Annotated in this window: 19 protein-coding genes and 2 tRNA genes; 9 read left to right on the forward strand and 12 right to left on the reverse strand. The window is 60.5% G+C overall.

The window, feature by feature from the left end; translation table 11 throughout:
- Positions 1–79 precede the first annotated feature (79 nt).
- Entirely contained in the window at positions 80–343 is a 264-nt protein-coding gene (locus tag HZS63_RS10870) for a hypothetical protein (protein WP_180684055.1), read from the forward strand.
- Positions 344–584: 241 nt separating this feature from the next.
- Here HZS63_RS10870 and HZS63_RS10875 read toward each other — a convergent pair.
- From HZS63_RS10875 to HZS63_RS10885, 3 genes are all read right to left on the reverse strand, one after another.
- Positions 585–660: transfer RNA gene (locus HZS63_RS10875), tRNA-His, on the reverse strand.
- Positions 661–727: 67 nt separating this feature from the next.
- On the reverse strand, positions 728–2,641 hold the full coding sequence (locus HZS63_RS10880; RefSeq protein ID WP_180684056.1) for a SurA N-terminal domain-containing protein: 1,914 nt from the start codon (positions 2,639–2,641) through the stop codon (positions 728–730).
- Positions 2,642–2,970: 329 nt separating this feature from the next.
- Positions 2,971–3,753, reverse strand: a complete 783-nt coding sequence (locus HZS63_RS10885; protein WP_180684057.1) for an IclR family transcriptional regulator domain-containing protein — start codon at positions 3,751–3,753, stop codon at positions 2,971–2,973.
- A 111-nt stretch (positions 3,754–3,864) separates the two neighbouring features.
- Here HZS63_RS10885 and HZS63_RS10890 point away from each other — a divergent pair, with 111 nt between their 5' ends.
- The 5 genes from HZS63_RS10890 to HZS63_RS10910 all read left to right on the forward strand — a co-directional run bounded on the left by HZS63_RS10890 (position 3,865) and on the right by HZS63_RS10910 (position 8,506).
- Positions 3,865–4,836 (forward strand): Bug family tripartite tricarboxylate transporter substrate binding protein, encoded by a 972-nt coding sequence (locus HZS63_RS10890; protein ID WP_180684058.1) that lies wholly within the window; start codon positions 3,865–3,867, stop codon positions 4,834–4,836.
- Positions 4,837–4,844: 8 nt separating this feature from the next.
- On the forward strand, positions 4,845–6,083 hold the full coding sequence (locus HZS63_RS10895; protein WP_180684059.1) for an aromatic ring-hydroxylating dioxygenase subunit alpha: 1,239 nt from the start codon (positions 4,845–4,847) through the stop codon (positions 6,081–6,083).
- A complete protein-coding gene (locus HZS63_RS10900; RefSeq protein WP_180684060.1) occupies positions 6,076–6,540 on the forward strand; it encodes an aromatic-ring-hydroxylating dioxygenase subunit beta in 465 nt (154 codons plus the stop codon). Before HZS63_RS10895 ends, HZS63_RS10900 begins: the two co-directional genes overlap by 8 nt.
- A 77-nt stretch (positions 6,541–6,617) precedes the next feature.
- Entirely contained in the window at positions 6,618–7,496 is an 879-nt protein-coding gene (locus HZS63_RS10905; protein WP_180684061.1) for a PdxA family dehydrogenase, read from the forward strand.
- Positions 7,493–8,506, forward strand: a complete 1,014-nt coding sequence (locus tag HZS63_RS10910) for a 2Fe-2S iron-sulfur cluster-binding protein (RefSeq protein ID WP_180684062.1) — start codon at positions 7,493–7,495, stop codon at positions 8,504–8,506. Before HZS63_RS10905 ends, HZS63_RS10910 begins: the two co-directional genes overlap by 4 nt.
- An 87-nt stretch (positions 8,507–8,593) precedes the next feature.
- Here the strand turns inward: HZS63_RS10910 and HZS63_RS10915 are convergent.
- From HZS63_RS10915 to uvrC, 6 genes are all read right to left on the reverse strand, one after another.
- A tRNA-Val gene (locus tag HZS63_RS10915) sits at positions 8,594–8,669 on the reverse strand.
- A 19-nt stretch (positions 8,670–8,688) separates the two neighbouring features.
- Positions 8,689–8,961, reverse strand: coding sequence for an HU family DNA-binding protein (locus HZS63_RS10920; RefSeq protein WP_180684063.1), 273 nt, complete (start codon positions 8,959–8,961; stop codon positions 8,689–8,691).
- The gene (locus HZS63_RS10925; RefSeq protein ID WP_180684064.1) at positions 8,948–10,081 is read right to left on the reverse strand and encodes a tartrate dehydrogenase; all 1,134 of its coding nucleotides are present in this window, start codon (positions 10,079–10,081) and stop codon (positions 8,948–8,950) included. The genes HZS63_RS10920 and HZS63_RS10925 overlap by 14 nt, the downstream gene beginning before the upstream one ends.
- Before the next feature lie 18 nt (positions 10,082–10,099).
- Positions 10,100–10,993, reverse strand: coding sequence for a DMT family transporter (locus tag HZS63_RS10930; protein ID WP_180684065.1), 894 nt, complete (start codon positions 10,991–10,993; stop codon positions 10,100–10,102).
- A 14-nt stretch (positions 10,994–11,007) separates the two neighbouring features.
- Entirely contained in the window at positions 11,008–11,577 is a 570-nt protein-coding gene (gene pgsA, locus HZS63_RS10935) for a CDP-diacylglycerol--glycerol-3-phosphate 3-phosphatidyltransferase (RefSeq protein ID WP_180684066.1), read from the reverse strand.
- Between the two features lie 21 nt (positions 11,578–11,598).
- Positions 11,599–13,611, reverse strand: coding sequence for an excinuclease ABC subunit UvrC (gene uvrC, locus HZS63_RS10940; RefSeq protein ID WP_180684067.1), 2,013 nt, complete (start codon positions 13,609–13,611; stop codon positions 11,599–11,601).
- Positions 13,612–13,654: 43 nt separating this feature from the next.
- Between uvrC and earP the strand changes: the two genes are divergently transcribed.
- From earP to HZS63_RS10955, 3 genes are all read left to right on the forward strand, one after another.
- Complete coding sequence (gene earP / locus HZS63_RS10945) at positions 13,655–14,752, forward strand: elongation factor P maturation arginine rhamnosyltransferase EarP (RefSeq protein WP_180684068.1); 1,098 nt, start codon at positions 13,655–13,657, stop codon at positions 14,750–14,752.
- A 93-nt stretch (positions 14,753–14,845) separates the two neighbouring features.
- Positions 14,846–15,400 (forward strand): elongation factor P, encoded by a 555-nt coding sequence (gene efp / locus HZS63_RS10950; protein ID WP_180684069.1) that lies wholly within the window; start codon positions 14,846–14,848, stop codon positions 15,398–15,400.
- 163 nt (positions 15,401–15,563) lie between these two features.
- The gene (locus HZS63_RS10955) at positions 15,564–16,445 is read left to right on the forward strand and encodes an LOG family protein (RefSeq protein WP_180684070.1); all 882 of its coding nucleotides are present in this window, start codon (positions 15,564–15,566) and stop codon (positions 16,443–16,445) included.
- A gap of 16 nt (positions 16,446–16,461) precedes the next feature.
- On the opposite strand, the gene mnhG is transcribed toward HZS63_RS10955, so the two are convergent.
- Genes mnhG through HZS63_RS10970 form a run of 3 tightly spaced genes read right to left on the reverse strand, consistent with a single transcriptional unit; the run spans position 16,462 to position 17,407 of the window.
- On the reverse strand, positions 16,462–16,800 hold the full coding sequence (gene mnhG / locus HZS63_RS10960) for a monovalent cation/H(+) antiporter subunit G (protein ID WP_180684071.1): 339 nt from the start codon (positions 16,798–16,800) through the stop codon (positions 16,462–16,464).
- Positions 16,797–17,063, reverse strand: coding sequence for an MrpF/PhaF family protein (locus HZS63_RS10965; protein WP_180684072.1), 267 nt, complete (start codon positions 17,061–17,063; stop codon positions 16,797–16,799). The genes mnhG and HZS63_RS10965 overlap by 4 nt, the downstream gene beginning before the upstream one ends.
- Positions 17,060–17,407: a Na+/H+ antiporter subunit E gene (locus HZS63_RS10970; RefSeq protein ID WP_180684073.1), complete on the reverse strand. Its 348-nt coding sequence runs from the start codon at positions 17,405–17,407 to the stop codon at positions 17,060–17,062. Before HZS63_RS10970 ends, HZS63_RS10965 begins: the two co-directional genes overlap by 4 nt.
- Between the last annotated feature and the right edge of the window lies 1 nt (position 17,408).

Genomic DNA, 17,408 nt, shown 5'->3' on the forward strand with positions numbered 1-17,408 from the left:
TCATATCCCGGCTCATATCCCGGCACTTGATCGGGCAAAGCCATCGGGATACCATGCAAGCCTTATTGGAAAGGCCCCCATGCGACACATGCCAACCCTGCGCCAGCGCTCCCGCAAGGAGGCCACCGCGCCCATGCGGCTGTTGAATCACCTGATGTTCGCCACCTTGGCGCTTTTCATGATCCAGCAGCAACTGGTCGTGCCCGGTCCGGCTATGTCAAGCGGCCCCTGGGTGGCCCAAGCGCTGCACTTCCAGCCCAGAACGCCACCGCCCACACTGGATCCAGAACAGTTGAGCATGGAAGATGTCGATTGGCTCGGCGATCGCCAGCGGCATCGGTGATCCTGACCAGGGGTCCACAGAGGTGCGGAACAGACGCATGGCGGGTTTTTCTTGGCTTTTTTTTGCCACATCCCATGACCCGGCCAACTGACTTGGGCACTTGACCATATGCCGACGGTCTTCCGAACACACAGCACAGGGACGAGTGCCGCAGGTCAAGCACCCAGCAGGCGCTTATCCGCTTTGCCTATCACCAAAAACGAATCAAGGCCCACAGGGCCTTGATTTTGAAGGGAAATGATGGGGTGGCTGATGGGACTCGAACCCACGACAACAGGAATCACAATCCTGGACTCTACCAACTGAGCTACAGCCACCGTAGCCTTTAATTATATCCCGTATCCCAAGCCTATTGATGTACCGGCCCAGAAAAGCCTCGGTTTTTTACGAGGCTTCCCCACGCTTGGCTAGAACCTGCACTTTGAAGCGGGCACGCAAAGACTGAATATACGCCTGGGCTTCCGCCTGACCCCACAGTTGGGCCAGTTGGTTGCGTTCCAGGGAGGCGCGCACCGGGTCGGGGGTTTCGCGTTCCAGCACGCGATTGACGCGGATGACCATCACACCCTCTGCACCCAGGTCCGCCGACGTCCAGGCCGCCGTGGACGGTCCGGCCGGCACGCTCAACGCCGCTCCGAGCGCCGGTCCGGGCAGGCCCTGGTCGTCGATACGGGAAACGATCCGTGGGGCTTGCAGGCGCGGCTGCGCTCCGGCCTGCCAGGCCACGAGTTGATCCCTGGCCTGCTGCCGGGCGGCTTCCAGGGCACGCTGTTGCACCAGGCGTTCGCGCACCTCGGCTTTCACATCCTCGAAAGGCTGCAGGTGCGCCGGCCGGTGCTCCAGCACGCGGGCCGATACCAGCCGGTTGGCGCCGATCTCCACCGCTTCGGTGTTGCGCTTCTGGCGCAGCGATTCGGGCGAAAACACAGCCTGCAGCACGCGTTGGTTGGCCAACGCGGCGTCGCGGCCGGCATCCAGCGGACCGGTACGCAACACGCCATTGGCACGGCGTATGGTCAGACCCAAGGCTTCGGCAGCGGGCACGAACGTGTCGGCTTGTTCATAAACGAGGTTGCTGAAATCCTCTGCTGCCTCGGCAAAGCGCCGTTGAGCTTGTTGCTGGCGCAACTCCCGTTCCAAGCGGGGACGCGCAGCCTCGAAAGACTCGGGTTGCGGACGCCGAATGTCGGTCACTTGGATGATGTGAAAGCCAAACTCGGTTTCCACCACGTCGGAAATGGCATGGCGCTCCAGTGCGAAGACGACGTCCTCGAACGGTTTGACCATGGCGCCACGGGCAAAGAAATCCAGGTCCCCGCCCTGCGCAGCCGACCCGGGATCCTGCGACCGGGTACGGGCCAGCTCGGCAAAACGATCCGGATGGGCCCGCAATTCGGCCAGCAAGGCTTGTGCTTCGCGGCGCACCGCGGCCTTGGTTTCGGCGTCCGCGCCCGGTTCCACCGTCAGCAGGATGTGACGCGCACGGCGCTGCTCCTGCAGAGCCAGGTTGGCAATGTTCTGCTCATGGTAGGCCCGCAGATCGGACTCACTGAGTTGAATACGGGCAGACACCGCGTCGAGGTCCAGCACCAGATATTCGACATCCACCTGCTCGGGTGACTGGAACAGTTGGGGGTTTTGCTCGTAGAACGCTTGCAGATCCGCGTCGGATACCTCGATCGCCGCCCGGAAGTCCTGTGGTCTGAAATGTGCAACCTGCACTTCACGGCGCTCGAAGAATGCCCGCAATGCCTGGTCAGCCACGGCAGGGGTGAGAAAGGCGCTTTGAGTCAATCCGTCAATGACCTGCCGGCGGGCCAAGTCGGCGCGAACGTTGGCCTCGAACATTTCGGCGGTCATGCCCTGGGCGCGCAGCAGTTGCTGGTAGCGATCCACATCCAAACTACCATCGGGCCGGCGCAATGCTGCGATGCTCGGGTCCTGGGTGAGTTCGCGCGCCAGACGCTGATCCGTGGTCAGGTAGAGGCCCTCGGCAGACGCCAGAGCGAGCAGGCGCTCGTTGATCAGGCGCTCCAGGGTGTCGAAGCGGCTGGCCTCGTTGTCGAGCAGGCTGCGATCGATGCCAGGCATGGAGGCCACCAGACGATCCACCTCCTGGCGGTGGGCGAAATCCCACTCCTGGCGTGTGATCTCGATGCGGCCCACCTTGGCGACCACATCGCGGCCTTCACGCAGATTGCTGTAACCCTCGACACCGAACAGCACGAAAGCCGGGATGATCAGCAACATCAGGAAGCCCATGAGGAACTTGATGTTGTTGCGGAAGAAATCAAACATGTGTGCGCAGCCTGAAACAGAAAAGGCGAACCCGTGTTCGCCTTTCATGGGGGTGGTGGGTGCTGACGGGTTCGAACCGCCGACCTACGCCTTGTAAGAGTATCAAGAGTATCGCACTTCCTTAGAAATCAACACCTTACACCCTCTACCAACTTTCTACCACCCGAGGCGAACAATTTGGTGGATAGCCTGAAATCTTACCAACTTTTGGCTCAGATGATTTACCAACATCCAGGAAGACCAAGATTGATACTGGGCAAGACATTGAATAGAACCAGCCGAATGTGGGGATTGTAACGATCTGCTGAAGAGCACAGGCTCTGCCCGCGCTACTTTTCAGCTGAAACCGGAAACAGACTGGCTTCCAGCGTTTTCTGGGCCCGCGTCAGCTGTCCTATAAAAGACCGCTGGAATTCAGCCATACTCATCCGCTCGGCCCTGACAGCAATGCTCATGGCAGCCACTACATTGCCTGACCTGTCGCGGACAGGCACAGCCATAGAGCGGACCCCCATCTCAATCTCTTCATCACTTTCTGCCCACCCTACTTCTCGGCACCGCTCCAGCAAGTCCATGATCTGGGTCAAATCTGTGATCGTATTGCGTGTCAGTGCTCTTCTGTCCATTGACAGCAACTTGGCTTCAGCCTCTGCCATTGGCAGACTGGACAGCAAGACACGACCTATCGCAGAGCAGTAGCCCGGTAGCCGGGACCCTATGCCCAGGCCAATGCTCAAACTGCGCCTCGCAGTGGATCGGGCTACGATGATGGCATCGTGATCCAGCAACTGCCCCAGTGATGCCGACTCCCTGGTCCTTTCAGATAGAGCATCCAGCAGTGGCTGGGCTATGGCTGGCAATGGCCTGGAAGCAATAAAGGCGTTCGCCACCAGCAATGTTTTGGGTGACATCCAGAAGAATTTGCCATCCCCATGAAGGTAACCCAAATCGTACAGGGTCAACAGTGAGCGACGAGCAGATGCAGCACTTAAACCCGTCAGCCGGGCCACATCGGTAATGGTCAATCTCGGGTACTGCCTGCTAAAAGAGGTCAGTACCTGAAGTCCCTTGCGCAAGGAAACCACCGAGTCTCTGTCGCGCTCATGACTCATATGACTCATGACTCAAGGTTTACCCTAAATTTTGCGCATTGCGCAAATATTGCTTGAAGGGGCACTTGATTGCTTCCAATAATCCGTCTTCCAACAACACAGGAGACATGCATGAACCCAACATCCATCCGTCGTCGTACCGTCATTCAAGGCGCGGCCTTGACCTTGATGGGCGGGAGCGTATGGGCACAAAGCGGCAATACCCTACGCTTTATCGTTCCCTTTCCGGCGGGAGGCACCGCAGACATCTTGCCACGAATCGTAGCGGAAAAAATACGTGCCCACTATGCAGGCGGGGTCGTGGTGGACAACAGGCCGGGTGCTGGCGGCAACATTGGTGCAGAGCGAGTATTCCGATCTGAACCTGATGGTCTGACCGTACTGGCTTCGCCACCTGGCCCGATAGCAGTGAACCACCATCTATACAGCAAACTGTCTTTTGATCCCACCCAGTGGGTTCCAGTCACTGTTCTGGCCACAGCGCCCAACATCCTGGGTGTCAGCAACAAGCTGCCGGTCAAGAACCTGCAGGAACTCATTGCCTACCTGAAAGCCAATCCAGGCAAAGTCAGTGTGGCATCGCAGGGTAACGGCTCCACCTCCCACCTGACTGCGGCCCTGTTCATGCAGCTCACAGGCACTGAAATGATCCATATTCCATACAGGGGCACAGCACCCGCACTGGTGGACCTGATTGCTGGAAACGTGGACGTCTTTTTCGACAACATCAGCTCGTCTGCGCCCCATCACAACTCCAACAGCATCCGCATCTTTGCTGTCGCAGGTGAGAAAAGGTCCAAAATCCTGCCCGACATTCCCACTTTTGCCGAACAGGGCCTGCCCAACATGCAGGCCGTAACCTTCTTCTCGGTTGTAGCGCCTCCCGGAACACCTGCTGCAGCGGCAGCAAGGCTTCAGTCCCAGATTGCCGAAGCCCTGTCTTCCCCCGAGGTAAGACAACGGTTTGAAGAACAGGGCACTGAACCAGCGGGCTGGTCGCCAGAGCGCACTGGACAGTTCATCAGAGCCGAGTCTGAAAAATGGAAAAAAGTTATTCAAACAGCCAAGGTGACATTGGAATAAGGCCAAACATGCAAACACAGACCATTCAATGGAAGCGGCGAGACAACACTCGCATTCCTTACGCGATCTACGGGGACAGCCTCACCCACCAGCAAGAGCAGGAACGCATCTTCAGAGGTGCAGTCTGGAACTACCTCTGCCTGGAAGTCGAACTGCCAGAAACTGGCAGTTACCGCACCACCTTTGTTGGGGAAACCCCAGTGGTGGTGGTTCGCGGTGAAGATGAAGAAATCTACGCTTTTGAAAACCGCTGCGCCCACCGGGGCGCGTTGATCGCGCTGGAGAAGTCCGGAAAGGTGGAAAGCTTTCAGTGTGTCTACCACGCATGGAGCTACAACCTCCAGGGAGAGCTGACCGGGGTGGCTTTTGAGCAGGGCGTCAAAGGGCAAGGAGGAATGCCTCCCACCTTCTGCAAGGAAGAGCACAGCCCTCGAAGGTTGAGGACAACTACCTTCTGCGGGCTGGTTTTTGGCAGTTTCTCTGACGATGTCCCCGACATCGAGGAGTACCTAGGTGAAGAAATTGCAGCCCGCATTGAACGGGTGCTGCACAAACCAGTGGAAGTCATAGGTCGCTTTACCCAGGCACTGCCCAACAACTGGAAGCTTTACTTTGAAAATGTGAAGGACAGCTATCACGCCAGTCTGCTGCATACCTTCTTTACCACCTTTGAAATCAACCGTTTGTCCCAGAAAGGCGGCGTGATCGTCGACAGTTCGGGAGGGCACCATGTCAGCTACTCCATGATTGATCCTGCAGCCAAAGACGACTCATACAAAGAACAGGCTCTGCGATCTGACAATGAAAGGTACCGCCTCAAAGATCCCAGTCTGCTGTCTGGCTTTCATGAGTACGACGATGGCATCACCCTGCAAATCCTCTCCGTGTTCCCCGGTCTGGTGGTTCAGCAAATCCAAAACTGCATAGCCATACGTCAACTTCTACCCAAAGGCATCGAGAAGAGCGAGCTGAACTGGACCTATTTGGGTTATGCCGATGACACCCCCGAACAACGCAAGATCAGGCTGAAACAGTTGAATCTGGTCGGGCCGGCTGGGTTCATTTCCATGGAAGACGGTGCTGTCGGCGGTTTTGTCCAGCGTGGCATAGCCGGCGCCAGCGACCTGGATGCCGTGGTCGAGATGGGCGGAGATGCCGTTGGCTCCAGTGAAGGCCGGGCCACGGAAACTTCAATTCGTGGTTTCTGGAAAGCTTACCGCCATCACATGGAGGCAGCCCATGATTGACCTCCTTCAAATCGCGGTCTTCAATGCCGCCTACGCCGATGCAATTGACAGCGATGATCTGGAGCGGTGGCCCAGCTTCTTCACAGCCGAGTGTAACTACCGGGTGACCAGCATCGAGAACTATCGCGCGGGACTGGCAGCAGGGCTGGTTTGGGCGGATACGCGGGACATGCTGACAGACCGAGTTTCCGCCCTTCGGGAAGCCAATATCTACGAAAGGCACACCTACCGGCACCTAATCGGCATTCCCCTGATCACAGAAGCCTCGGACAGCACAGCGCAAGCACGAACCCCTTTCATGGTGGCTAGGATCATGCACACCGGCGAAACCGACGTTTTCGCGACCGGGGTGTATCTGGACCGGTTCATCAGGCAGGACGGGCAACTCCTGCTGTCCGAGCGCATTGCCGTTTGTGACAGCTCAGTGGTAGATACCCTGCTGGCCCTCCCACTGTGAATACACTTGTCAGCCGACGCATAGCACTGGCTTTGGGCGATCCTCATGGCATTGGGCCAGAAATTGCCCTGAAAGCCATGAGCGCCCTGCCTGAGCCACAAAGGTCCAACATCACCTTGTTTGGCCCAGCTCAGGCCCTGGAGCACGCTGCCAACATCTGCGGACTGCAAGACCTTCTGGGAAAAGTCAGTCACGTCGAAGCTGGCACTTTACCAGGAAAGATCAAACCAGGGGTAATTGACGCGGACGCCGGTCTTTCCACTGTGGAGTCGGCCACCGCAGCCATCCATGCCTGCCGTCAAGGAATGTTCGATGCAGTGGTGGCCTGCCCCCACCATGAAACCGCTATACACAAGGCAGGCATTCCATTCAGCGGCTACCCATCCCTGGTCGCCAGAGTCTGCAACGTCAGTGAGGACGAAGTCTTCATGATGCTGGTTGGAGGTGGCCTGAGGATAGTTCACACCACCTTGCATGAAAGTATCCAGAACGCCCTAAACCGGATTACACCGGAACTGGTTATCAAGGCCACACAGGCAGGCATACGTGGTTGTCAGCGGCTGGGCATCGAAACACCCTCGGTGGCCCTGTTTGGCATCAACCCCCATGCCTCGGAGGGAACCCTCTTTGGCACAGAAGACGAAAACATCACCGTCCCGGCAGCCAAGACACTGCGGGAGTATGGCCTCCACATCGACGGCCCCATGGGTGCAGACGTTGCCCTGGCAGACCGCAGGCATGACCTGTACGTGGCCATCTTTCATGACCAGGGGCATATCCCCGTCAAACTGCTGTCGCCCAAAGCGGCCAGCGCCCTTTCCATCGGAGCTGATGTCCTGTTGTCGAGTGTAGGTCATGGAAGCGCCATGGACATTGCAGGCAAGGGGATTGCAGAACCAACAGCCGTTCTACGAACCGTGGCACTGCTAATGGGAAACCAGACCATATTCACATGAGCTTTCAGATCAAACTTCAAGGCACGGACATCAGCTTTGTCTGTCAACCTGGACAGACCATCCTTGATGCAGCCCTCAAATCTGGCATCTCACTGCCCTATTCCTGCCGCAAAGGCATCTGTGGCAATTGTGCCGGCAGCGTAACCGAGGGCAACATCCAGCCGCATGGCTCACTCCCCTTCCGCCACGACAATTGTGCTGAAGGACAGGTTCTTTTCTGTGGATGCGAGCCATCCACCGACCTGGTCATACAGCCGACCAGCTGGAAACGCTCAGAAGACGGTGCCCCCAAAACCTTCACCGCCAGGGTTTACCGCAATGAACTGGCCGCACCAGATGTATCGGTGCTGCAACTGAGGCTACCCGCTGGCAAAAAGATCAAATTCCGTGCAGGGCAGTATCTACTCATCCGCATGGAAGATGGCAGTTCCCGGAGCTATTCCATGGCCAACGCTCCGCATGAAAGTGACGGCGTAACCCTGCATATTCGTCATGTACCAGGGGGATATTTCAGCAGCAGGGTTTCAACTCTCAAACCAGGAGACACACTGGACATCGAACTGCCCTATGGCCATGTGGATCTAGATGAACAAGACAACAGACCCGTGGTTTTCGTGGCGGGTGGCACAGGCTTTGCACCCGTCAAATCCATTCTCGATGGACTGCTCAAAAAGAAAGCACAAAGACAGCTGGCATTGATATGGGGGGCGCGTGACCCTTCAGGTCTCTACATGCAGTCAGCTGTTGAAAAATGGCAGAAGTTCTGGCCTGACTTCCAGTTCGTGCCTGCAGTGAACACTGTACCCACAACAAGCCATGGAAACAGCTACTTTGTGGGCAGAGCCGATGAAGCGCTGGCCTGCCGCTTCAATGACCTGAATAACCACATCATCTACATCTGCGGTTCTCCGGGTATGGTGGAAGCCGTCAGACAAACCGCCCTCTCCTGTGGAGCAAGTCCCAAAGACATCCATACCGACAGCTTTGTTGAGGGGCCTGCAAGTCAATGAAGTGGATCATCGCGACTCAAGAATGGATGCCCCTTGCAAAACGAGGGGTCCAAATTCTTCTAATTTCTTGATTCAATTAGGTTTTTGTGGTGGGTGCTGACGGGTTCGAACCGCCGACCTACGCCTTGTAAGGGCGCCGCTCTACCAGCTGAGCTAAGCACCCCACCGAAACCGGAAAACCGTTATTTGATGGCGTCTTTCAACGCCTTGCCAGGACGAAACTTAGGGATTTTAGCCGCTTTGATCTTGATCGCGGCGCCGGTGCGAGGATTGCGGCCGGTGCGGGCAGCACGCTTGGTCACCGAAAACGACCCGAACCCCACCAGCGATACCGTCCCCCCCTTCTTCAGGGTGGTGCCGATGGCCTGGATGGTGGCATTCAGTGCGCGGGCTGCCGCCGCTTTGGACAGGTCCGCGCTGCTGGCGATGTGCTCGATGAGTTCAGCCTTGTTCATGGATTCCCCTCTGTGTTGCAACCGGTGGTGTAGCTTGGATCATACCAGCGACGGCGCGTCCCACATCACCCGTGGTGGCCCTGCCGCCCAGATCCGGTGTGCGGGGGCCGCCACTGCCGGGCTCCAGCACCGCCTCGATGGCCCGCAGCACGGCGTCGTGTGCGTCACGATGGCCCAGAAAGTCCAGCATCATCGCGCCGCACCAGATCTGGCCGATGGGATTGGCAATCCCCTTGCCCGCGATATCCGGCGCCGAACCGTGCACCGGTTCGAACAGAGAGGGGTGCTGCCGCGTGGGATTGAGGTTGGCACTTGGCGCAATGCCGATGGTGCCCGTGCAGGCGGGTCCCAGATCGGACAGGATGTCACCGAACAGGTTGCTGGCCACCACCACGTCGAAGTGGTCGGGGCGCTGCACAAAGTGCGCGGTGAGGATGTCGATGTGGAACTTGTCCACGAACACCTCGGGGTAGGCCTTGGCCATCTCGGCCACGCGTTCGTCCCAGTAGGGCATGGTGATGGCGATGCCGTTGCTTTTGGTGGCGCTGGTCAGGTGCTTCTTGGGGCGGCTTTGGGCCAGTTCAAAGGCGAATTTCAGCACACGGTCCACGCCGTGGCGGCTCATCACCGTTTCCTGCATCACGATCTCGCGCTCGGTCCCAGGATACATGCGGCCGCCGATGCTGGAGTACTCCCCTTCGGTGTTTTCGCGCACGATCATCATGTCGATCTCGCCGGGCTGGCGCGGACTGCCATCACGCCGCACCACCGGCGCGATCACGCCGGGCATGAGCCGGGCCGGCCGCAGGTTGACGTACTGGTCGAATTCGCGCCGGAACAGCAGCAGGGAACCCCACAGTGAGATGTGGTCCGGAATTTTCTCGGGCCAGCCCACGGCGCCGAAGTAGATGGCGTCGTGTCCGCCGATCTGGTCCTTCCAGTCGTCGGGCAGCATCTGGCCGTGCTTCTCGTAGTAGGCCCAGCTCGAAAAATCGAAGTGGTCGAACTGAAGGCCAATGTCGAACTTCGAGGCCACGGCCTCCAGTACGCGCAGCCCTTCGGGCATGACCTCCTGGCCAATGCCGTCACCGGCGATCACGGCAATGCGATGGGTTTTCATGGCAGGTTTTCAGGGAAACTAGGGTTTGGGCGGCCGTATCACCAGGCTGACGCCCACCGCAGTGAGCCCCATGCCCAGCACGGTGTAGACGGTGATGGGTTCGCTGAAGAGTATCCAGGCCAGCAGTGCGGTGCATGGCGGCACCAGGTACATGAGGCTGCTGACCGAGGCCGCCGCCCCACGTTGAATGAGCATGTACAGCAGCGAACTGCCGCCCAGCGTGAGGCCCAGCACCGACCAGGCCATGGCGCCCATCAATTCGCCGTTCCAGTTCATGCCCTCGGTTTCGAGCAGGGCCAGCGGCAGCGTCGCGGCAAAAGCGGCCATGAGCTGCACGGTGTTGGCGCTGCGCACATCGCAAGGCTTGACGAAGCGCTTCTGGTAGAGCGTGCCCACGGTGATGCTGAACAGCGCCAACACCGCGAACGACAGGTTGAGCCAGGTCGCGGTATCGCCCTCGCTGCCGGCGACAAACTTGTTCGACACCACCAGCACCAGCCCGGTGAAACCCAGGGTCAGCCCCATCCACTGCCGTTGCGTCACGGCGCTGCCGGTGGCCGACAGCCAGATGGCCGTGAGCACCGGCTGCAAGCCCACCACCAATGCCGACAAACCTGACCCCATGCCGGCCTTGATCGCCGCCCACACGCCACCCAGATAGCCTGCATGCATCAGCACGCCCAGCACCGCCAGATGCAGCCATTGTTCACGATCCTTGGGCCAGGCCACTTTGGCCAGCCAGATCCACACCAAAAAGCACAGGATCGACAGCGCATAGCGCCAAGCCAGAAAGGTCATGGGCGGCGCATGCGGCATGCCGTAGCGCGCCACGATGAAGCCCGTGCTCCAGATCAGCACGAACACCCAGGGCATGGCGCGCAGCCACGAGTTGTCTCCAGCGTTTCCGACCATGATCGTCACCCGGGTCAGCGCGCCTTGGCCCGGATTTCGGGCAAGGCCTTCTGCAGGTAATACACCATGGACCAGACGGTGAGCACCGCGGCGGCCCAGATGAGCAACGTGCCCCAGAAACGGGTGTCGATCAGGCCCAGCACGCGGCCGTCATACAAGAGGAAAGGAATGGCCACCATCTGCACCGTGGTCTTGAGCTTGCCCACCATGTGCACCGCCACGCTCTTGTTGGCACCGATCGTGGCCATCCACTCGCGCAGGGCGGAGATGGCAATCTCCCGGCCGATGATGATGAGCGCCACGAACACATCGGCCCGGTCCAGGTGCACCAGGACCAGCACACAGGCGCAGACCAGGAACTTGTCGGCCACCGGGTCCAGGAACGCGCCGAACGACGAGGTTTGGTTCAGCTTGCGTGCCAGGTAGCCGTCGGCCCAGTCCGTGAGCGCAAACGCCACGAACAGCACGGTGGCGATCAGGTTTTGCATTGGCTCACTGAGGCCAGGCCAGTAGAACACCGCCACGATGAGGGGAATGGCGACGATGCGCGCCCACGTGAACAGCGTTGGCAAATTGAAGAACATGGCCGTGATTATGCGGGGTAATCAGTGCAAGGCGCGGTAAATGGTCTCGGCAAGCTCGACGGAGATGCCGTCCACCGAGGCCAGATCCTCCACGCTGGCGGCAGCCACCCCACGCACGCCACCGAAACGCTGCAACAGACGGGCGCGCTTCTTCGGGCCCACGCCGGGAATGTCTTCCAACCTGCTGCCGCCGGTGCGGGTCTTGGCCCGCTGCGCCCGCATCCCCGTGATGGCAAAGCGGTGCGCCTCGTCGCGGATTTGCGCCACCAGCATGAGCGCGGCCGAATCCGCCCCCAGGTAGATTTTTTCCCGGCCATCGGCAAACACCAGCTCTTCCAGCCCGACCTTGCGACCCTCGCCTTTTTCCACACCGACGAGCCGCCCCACATCCAGCCCGAGCGACTCGAACACTTCTTTGGCTGCCCCGACCTGGCCTTTGCCACCGTCGATCAGCACGATGTCGGGCAAACGGTGTGGGCCCGTCGGGCCCGACTCGTCTTCACGAAGGGCTTGCGCGAGCTTGCCGTAGCGCCGCTGCAATACCTGACGCATGGCGGCATAGTCGTCGCCCGGGGTGATGCCGTCGATGTTGTAGCGTCGGTACTGGGCACTTTGCATCTTGTGGCCTTCGAACACCACACACGAGGCCACGGTCGATTCGCCCGCGGTGTGGGAGATGTCGAAACACTCGATACGCAAGCGATCCAGCGCATCTTCCGGCAGATCGAGCGCCTGGGCCAGGGCGCGGGTGCGCGCCTGCTGCGAACCCTCTTCGGCCAACAGACGGGCCAATTGGAGGTCGGCGTTCTTCTGGGCCATGTCCAGCCAGGCCCGCCGGTGCTCGCGCGGGTTGAACACCGTGTGCAGACGCACGCCACTTTGTTCCGTCAACAGCTCGATGAGGTGCGCGTCCACCGGTGCGCCGAGCACCAGCACAGGCGGCGGGGGCACGCCGGTGTAATGCTGCGCCATGAAGGCCTCCAGCACGCGCTGTTCGACCGAAGGGGGTGCACTGCGGCGCTCAGCCAGTGGTTCGGTAGGCGCCACATCCGAAACGCCAACGCCCCCCTTGTCATCATCCAGTGCGGCGATCACCACCCCCTCTTCCACATGCGCCGGGAAATACGGCCGGTCGCCGAGGTGGCGCCCGCCACGCACCATCGCCAGGTTCACACAGGCGCGCCCGCCCTGCACCTTCACGGCCAGGATGTCCACATCCTGATCGCTGGTGCTCTCCATCGCTTGCTGGTGCAAGACCTTGGAAAGTGCCGCGATCTGGTTGCGCACCTCGGCCGCCTGCTCAAAAGCGAGTTGCTCTGCGTAGGCCAGCATGCGGCGTTCCAGCTCGTCGAGCACCGTCTGGGTTTCACCCCGCAGAAAGGCGCTGGCGCTGCGCACGTCGGCGGCATAGTCGGCCGGGCTCACGCGCCCCACACACGGGCCACTGCAGCGCTTGATCTGGTACAGCAGACAGGGGCGCGTGCGGTGGTTGAACACCGTGTCTTCACAGGTGCGCAGCCGAAACACCTTCTGGATCAACTGGATGGCCTCCTTCACCGCCCAGGCATTGGGGTAGGGACCAAAGTACCGATGGCGCTTGTCCACGGCCCCGCGGTAGTAGGAAACCCGTGGGTAGTGCTCAGGGCGCGGTGAGCCGCCGGACCCTTGCGTACTTTCGGTGTGTGAAGGCGCCCAACTGCTGGCACTGAGCTTCAGGTAGGGATAGCTCTTGTCGTCTCGAAACAGGATGTTGAAGCGCGGCTGCTGCGTTTTGATGAGGTTGTTCTCCAACAGCAACGCTTCCGCCTCGGACCGCACCACCGTGGTTTCCAGGCGCGCGATCTTGCTGACCATGTGGCCAATGCGCGTGCCATCGTGGCTGCGGGTGAAGTAGCTGGACACGCGGCGCTTGAGGTCGCGCGCTTTGCCCACATACAACAACAGGCCCTGGGCGTCGAAATAACGGTAAACGCCCGGCAACGACGGCAAACTGGCCACCGCCTTGAGCAGATCTTCAGAATGCGGACTCGTCATGATCGATCGCCATTGTGGCACCAGGCCAGCGACAATTGGGCCCATGCCGCACGTTGCGCCCCCTTTGCACTGGGACATTTTCTGCCGCGTCATCGATAACCACGGCGACGTGGGTGTGTGCTGGCGCCTGGCCCGAGGCCTGGCCAGCCAGGGACAACGGGTACGGCTGTGGCTGGACCAAACCGACGCTCTGCACTGGATGGCCCCCGGGGCCCTGGAAGGCGATTGGCCACAGATAGAGGCATGGGCGTGGGAGACCGAATGGCCCCATGAACGGCTCGCCAACCTGCCCCGCTCCGACGTGTGGGTAGAGGCCTTCGGCTGCGAGCCGCCTGAAGGATTCGTCCTCCAGCAACGGGCACTTTGGCCCAGTGGCGAGGCTCCCGTCTGGGTGAACCTGGAATACCTGAGCGCCGAACCTTACGTGGAACGCATGCACCGCCTGCCCTCACCGCTCATGAGTGGTCCGGCACGTGGCTGGACGCGCTGGTTTTTCTACCCCGGCTTCACCTCTGCCACCGGCGGCTTGTTACGGGAGGTCGATCTGCTTGCACGTCAAGCGGCCTTCGCGCGCCACGCATGGCGGGACCAGGCCACACCCGGCGGCGCCCCTACGTGGATCAGTCTGTTCTGTTACGAGCCCCTCGCCCTGCCTTGGCTCCTGGGCAGGCTGCACGACGACAGCGAAACCACTTTGCTCATCACCCCTGGGCGGGCCGAGGCTGCCGTCCAGCGCTGGCTGGGATCGCATGCACCGCCCCGCCATTGGGTGCGCCGCCCCCTGGTGGACCAACCCGGTTTCGACGAAATGCTCTGGGCCTGCGACCTCAACTTCGTGCGCGGCGAGGACTCACTGGTGCGGGCACTCTGGGCTGGCCAAGCCTTCGTCTGGCAGATCTATCCACAAGACGACAACGCCCACCACACCAAACTCCACGCCTTCCTGGACTGGCTCGGCGGCCCTGCCGACCTGCGCGACTTCCATCTGTTCTGGAACGGCATGGGCGGCCATCCGCCCCCCGATCTCTCTCCCGGCAGGCTGAGGGATTGGGCCAACGTGACCGAGCACGCCCGCGCCCGACTCCTGCAACAACACGATCTGGTCACACAGCTCTTGGGCTTCGTCATGGAAAAACGTTAAAATCAAGGGTTTTGCGACATGCTCGCTCACCGCCGCGCGCCAAGGGAATGCCCTCATCCCTTCGCCTGAGCGGCAACAACACACGGAAGCACCATGAAAATCGCTCAAGAAATCCGCGCCGGTAACGTGATCATGCACGGCAAGGACCCGATGATCGTCCTCAAAACCGAATACGCCCGTGGCGGCCGTGGCGCTGCCACCGTGCGCATGAAGCTCAAGGCCCTGCTCAGCAACATGGCCACTGAAGTGGTGTTCAAGGCCGACGACAAGATCGACAACGTCATCCTCGACAAGAAGGAATGCACCTATTCGTACTTCGCCGATCCGATGTACGTGTGGATGGACGCCGAGTACAACCAATACGAAGTCGAAGCCGGCAACATGGGCGACGCCCTGAACTACCTGGAAGACGGCATGGCTGCCGAAGTGGTGTTCTACGACGGCAAAGCCATTTCGGTGGAACTGCCGACCAGTGTGGAGCGCGAAGTCACCTGGACCGAGCCTGCCGTCAAGGGCGACACCTCCGGTAAAGTCATGAAGCCCGCCAAGATCGCCACCGGCTTCGAAGTGGCCGTGCCTCTGTTCGTGGATCAGGGCGACCGCATCGAAATCGACACCCGCACCGGCGAATACCGCAAGCGCGTTTGAGCGCGCGCGTGACGCCCATGTATCACAAGGCTCTGCGGAGCCTTTTTTTGTTTTCCCATCACCCCGCCTGCCACCCAGGTCGTTGTGTGCGTGCCGTTGGCACTTGCGCAGGGGCTTTGAATCCAACCGGAACTGACGCCCACATATCCCGAGACTCTGCACCATGGACGCGACCCACAACCTCCAGACCAGCCGACTGGCCGATGCTGCCGTTGAAATGCACCTGACCTCGGATGGCGAGCAACGACTCATACCGGACGCCTACCGGCTGGCCTTTGCCGACCCGGAATTTCTGCTGCGACGCGAGACACGTGGCATCCGCTTCCAGCTGGAGCTGCTCAAGCCGGACCTCGCCCAGCAGGCCCACGGCATCGAGAACACCATCGTGGTCTTTGGCAGCGCGCGCTTTCGGGAACCCGCCGAGGCCCAACGGTTATACGAGGCGGCCCAGGCCAGCGGTGATGCACAGGCCCTGCGCCGCGCCGAAGCGCTGCTGCGCAATGCCCACTACTACGACAAAGCACGTCGCTTTGCCCAACTGGTGGCCGACTACAGCCTGAGCTGCCCGAAAAAAGACCAGCTCTACATCGCCACTGGCGGCGGCCCAGGCATCATGGAGGCAGCCAACCGTGGCGCCCATGACCGTGGCGTACTCAATATCGGACTCAACATCCTGCTGCCTCACGAGCAGGAACCCAACCCCTACATCAGCCCAGAGCTGTGCTTCAAGTTCCACTACTTCGCCCTGCGCAAGATGCATTTCCTCATGCGCGCCAAGGCCCTGGTGGCCTTCCCGGGCGGCTTCGGCACCCTGGACGAACTGTTCGAGGTCATCACACTGGTGCAGTGCAAGAAGGCCAAGCCGGTGCCGATCTTCCTGTTCGGATCGGAGTACTGGAAGCGGCTGGTGAACTTCGACGTGCTGGTCGAAGAAGGCGCCATCTCGCCCGAAGACCTGGATCTGTTCCAGTACGTGGACGAGCCCGAACAGGCCTGGGAAGGCATCAAGCGCTTCTACGGCCTGCCCGACGCCTGCGGCCTCTAACCCCCTTCAGGCAGGATCAGCGGCGGGATTTCTCGGCGGGATCGTCACCCACCAGCTTGGCCTGGGAGACGTTGTCGATCGTGCCCGCCTCCCGCACGGCGGCCCGGGCCAGCAGATGGGAGGCCACCGGCAAAGTGGCCAGCAGAAAGCCCACGATCAGCACCAGACGCCAAGCCCAGTCCCACGACAGCGAACCCAGGGCCGCGCCGATACAGACCATGGCCAGCGCCAGCGTACCCGCCTTGGTGGCCGCATGTTGACGGGCCAAGGCATCGGGCAAGGTGATCACGCCCCAGGCAGCGATGAGCAGCAACAGACCGCCCGCCACCAGAAACAATCCAGCGATGGCGCTCATGAGCCGACCCCCTTGTCCACCAAACGGGCCCAGCCTATGGTAGCCACGAAGCCCACCAGCGCCAGGCCGATTCCCACGTCCAGGAAAACCGTGCGCCCCGTATGCAGCGATGCGGCCACGCACAACGCCACGGCAGCGGCCAGAAAAATATCGAGCGCCACGATGCGGTCCGCATGCTGCGGGCCCTGCACGATGCGGTAAGTGGCCAAGGCAATCGCGAGGAGCGCGCCGAGGACCAGGAGGAAGTTGGCCCATGCGATCATGACTGCTCCCCAAAGAGGGCCACAAGGCCGGGTTCAAAGTCTTCCCGGATGCCCTGCACCAGGGCATCGGTGTCGGAAGCGTCGAGCACGTGCATCAGAATTTCACGCTTATCCATATCGATGTCGAGGGTGGTGGTGCCGGGCGTGAGCGTGATCATGCAGCCCAGCAGGGAAGCGCCCTGAGCACTCATGGGCGCAAAGCGCACCCGCAGAAAGGCCGCTGGCGGAGGCTTGCGCTCCCCGAAACTGGCGCGCAGGATGACTTGCACCGTCTGGAAGCCAGAAATCACCACGGCCTTGAGAAAACGGGCCAGCAAAACGATGGCAGCGATCGGTTTTCCCATG

This window comes from Tepidicella baoligensis (genome assembly GCF_013432195.1).
GTDB lineage: Bacteria > Pseudomonadota > Gammaproteobacteria > Burkholderiales > Burkholderiaceae_C > Tepidicella > Tepidicella baoligensis.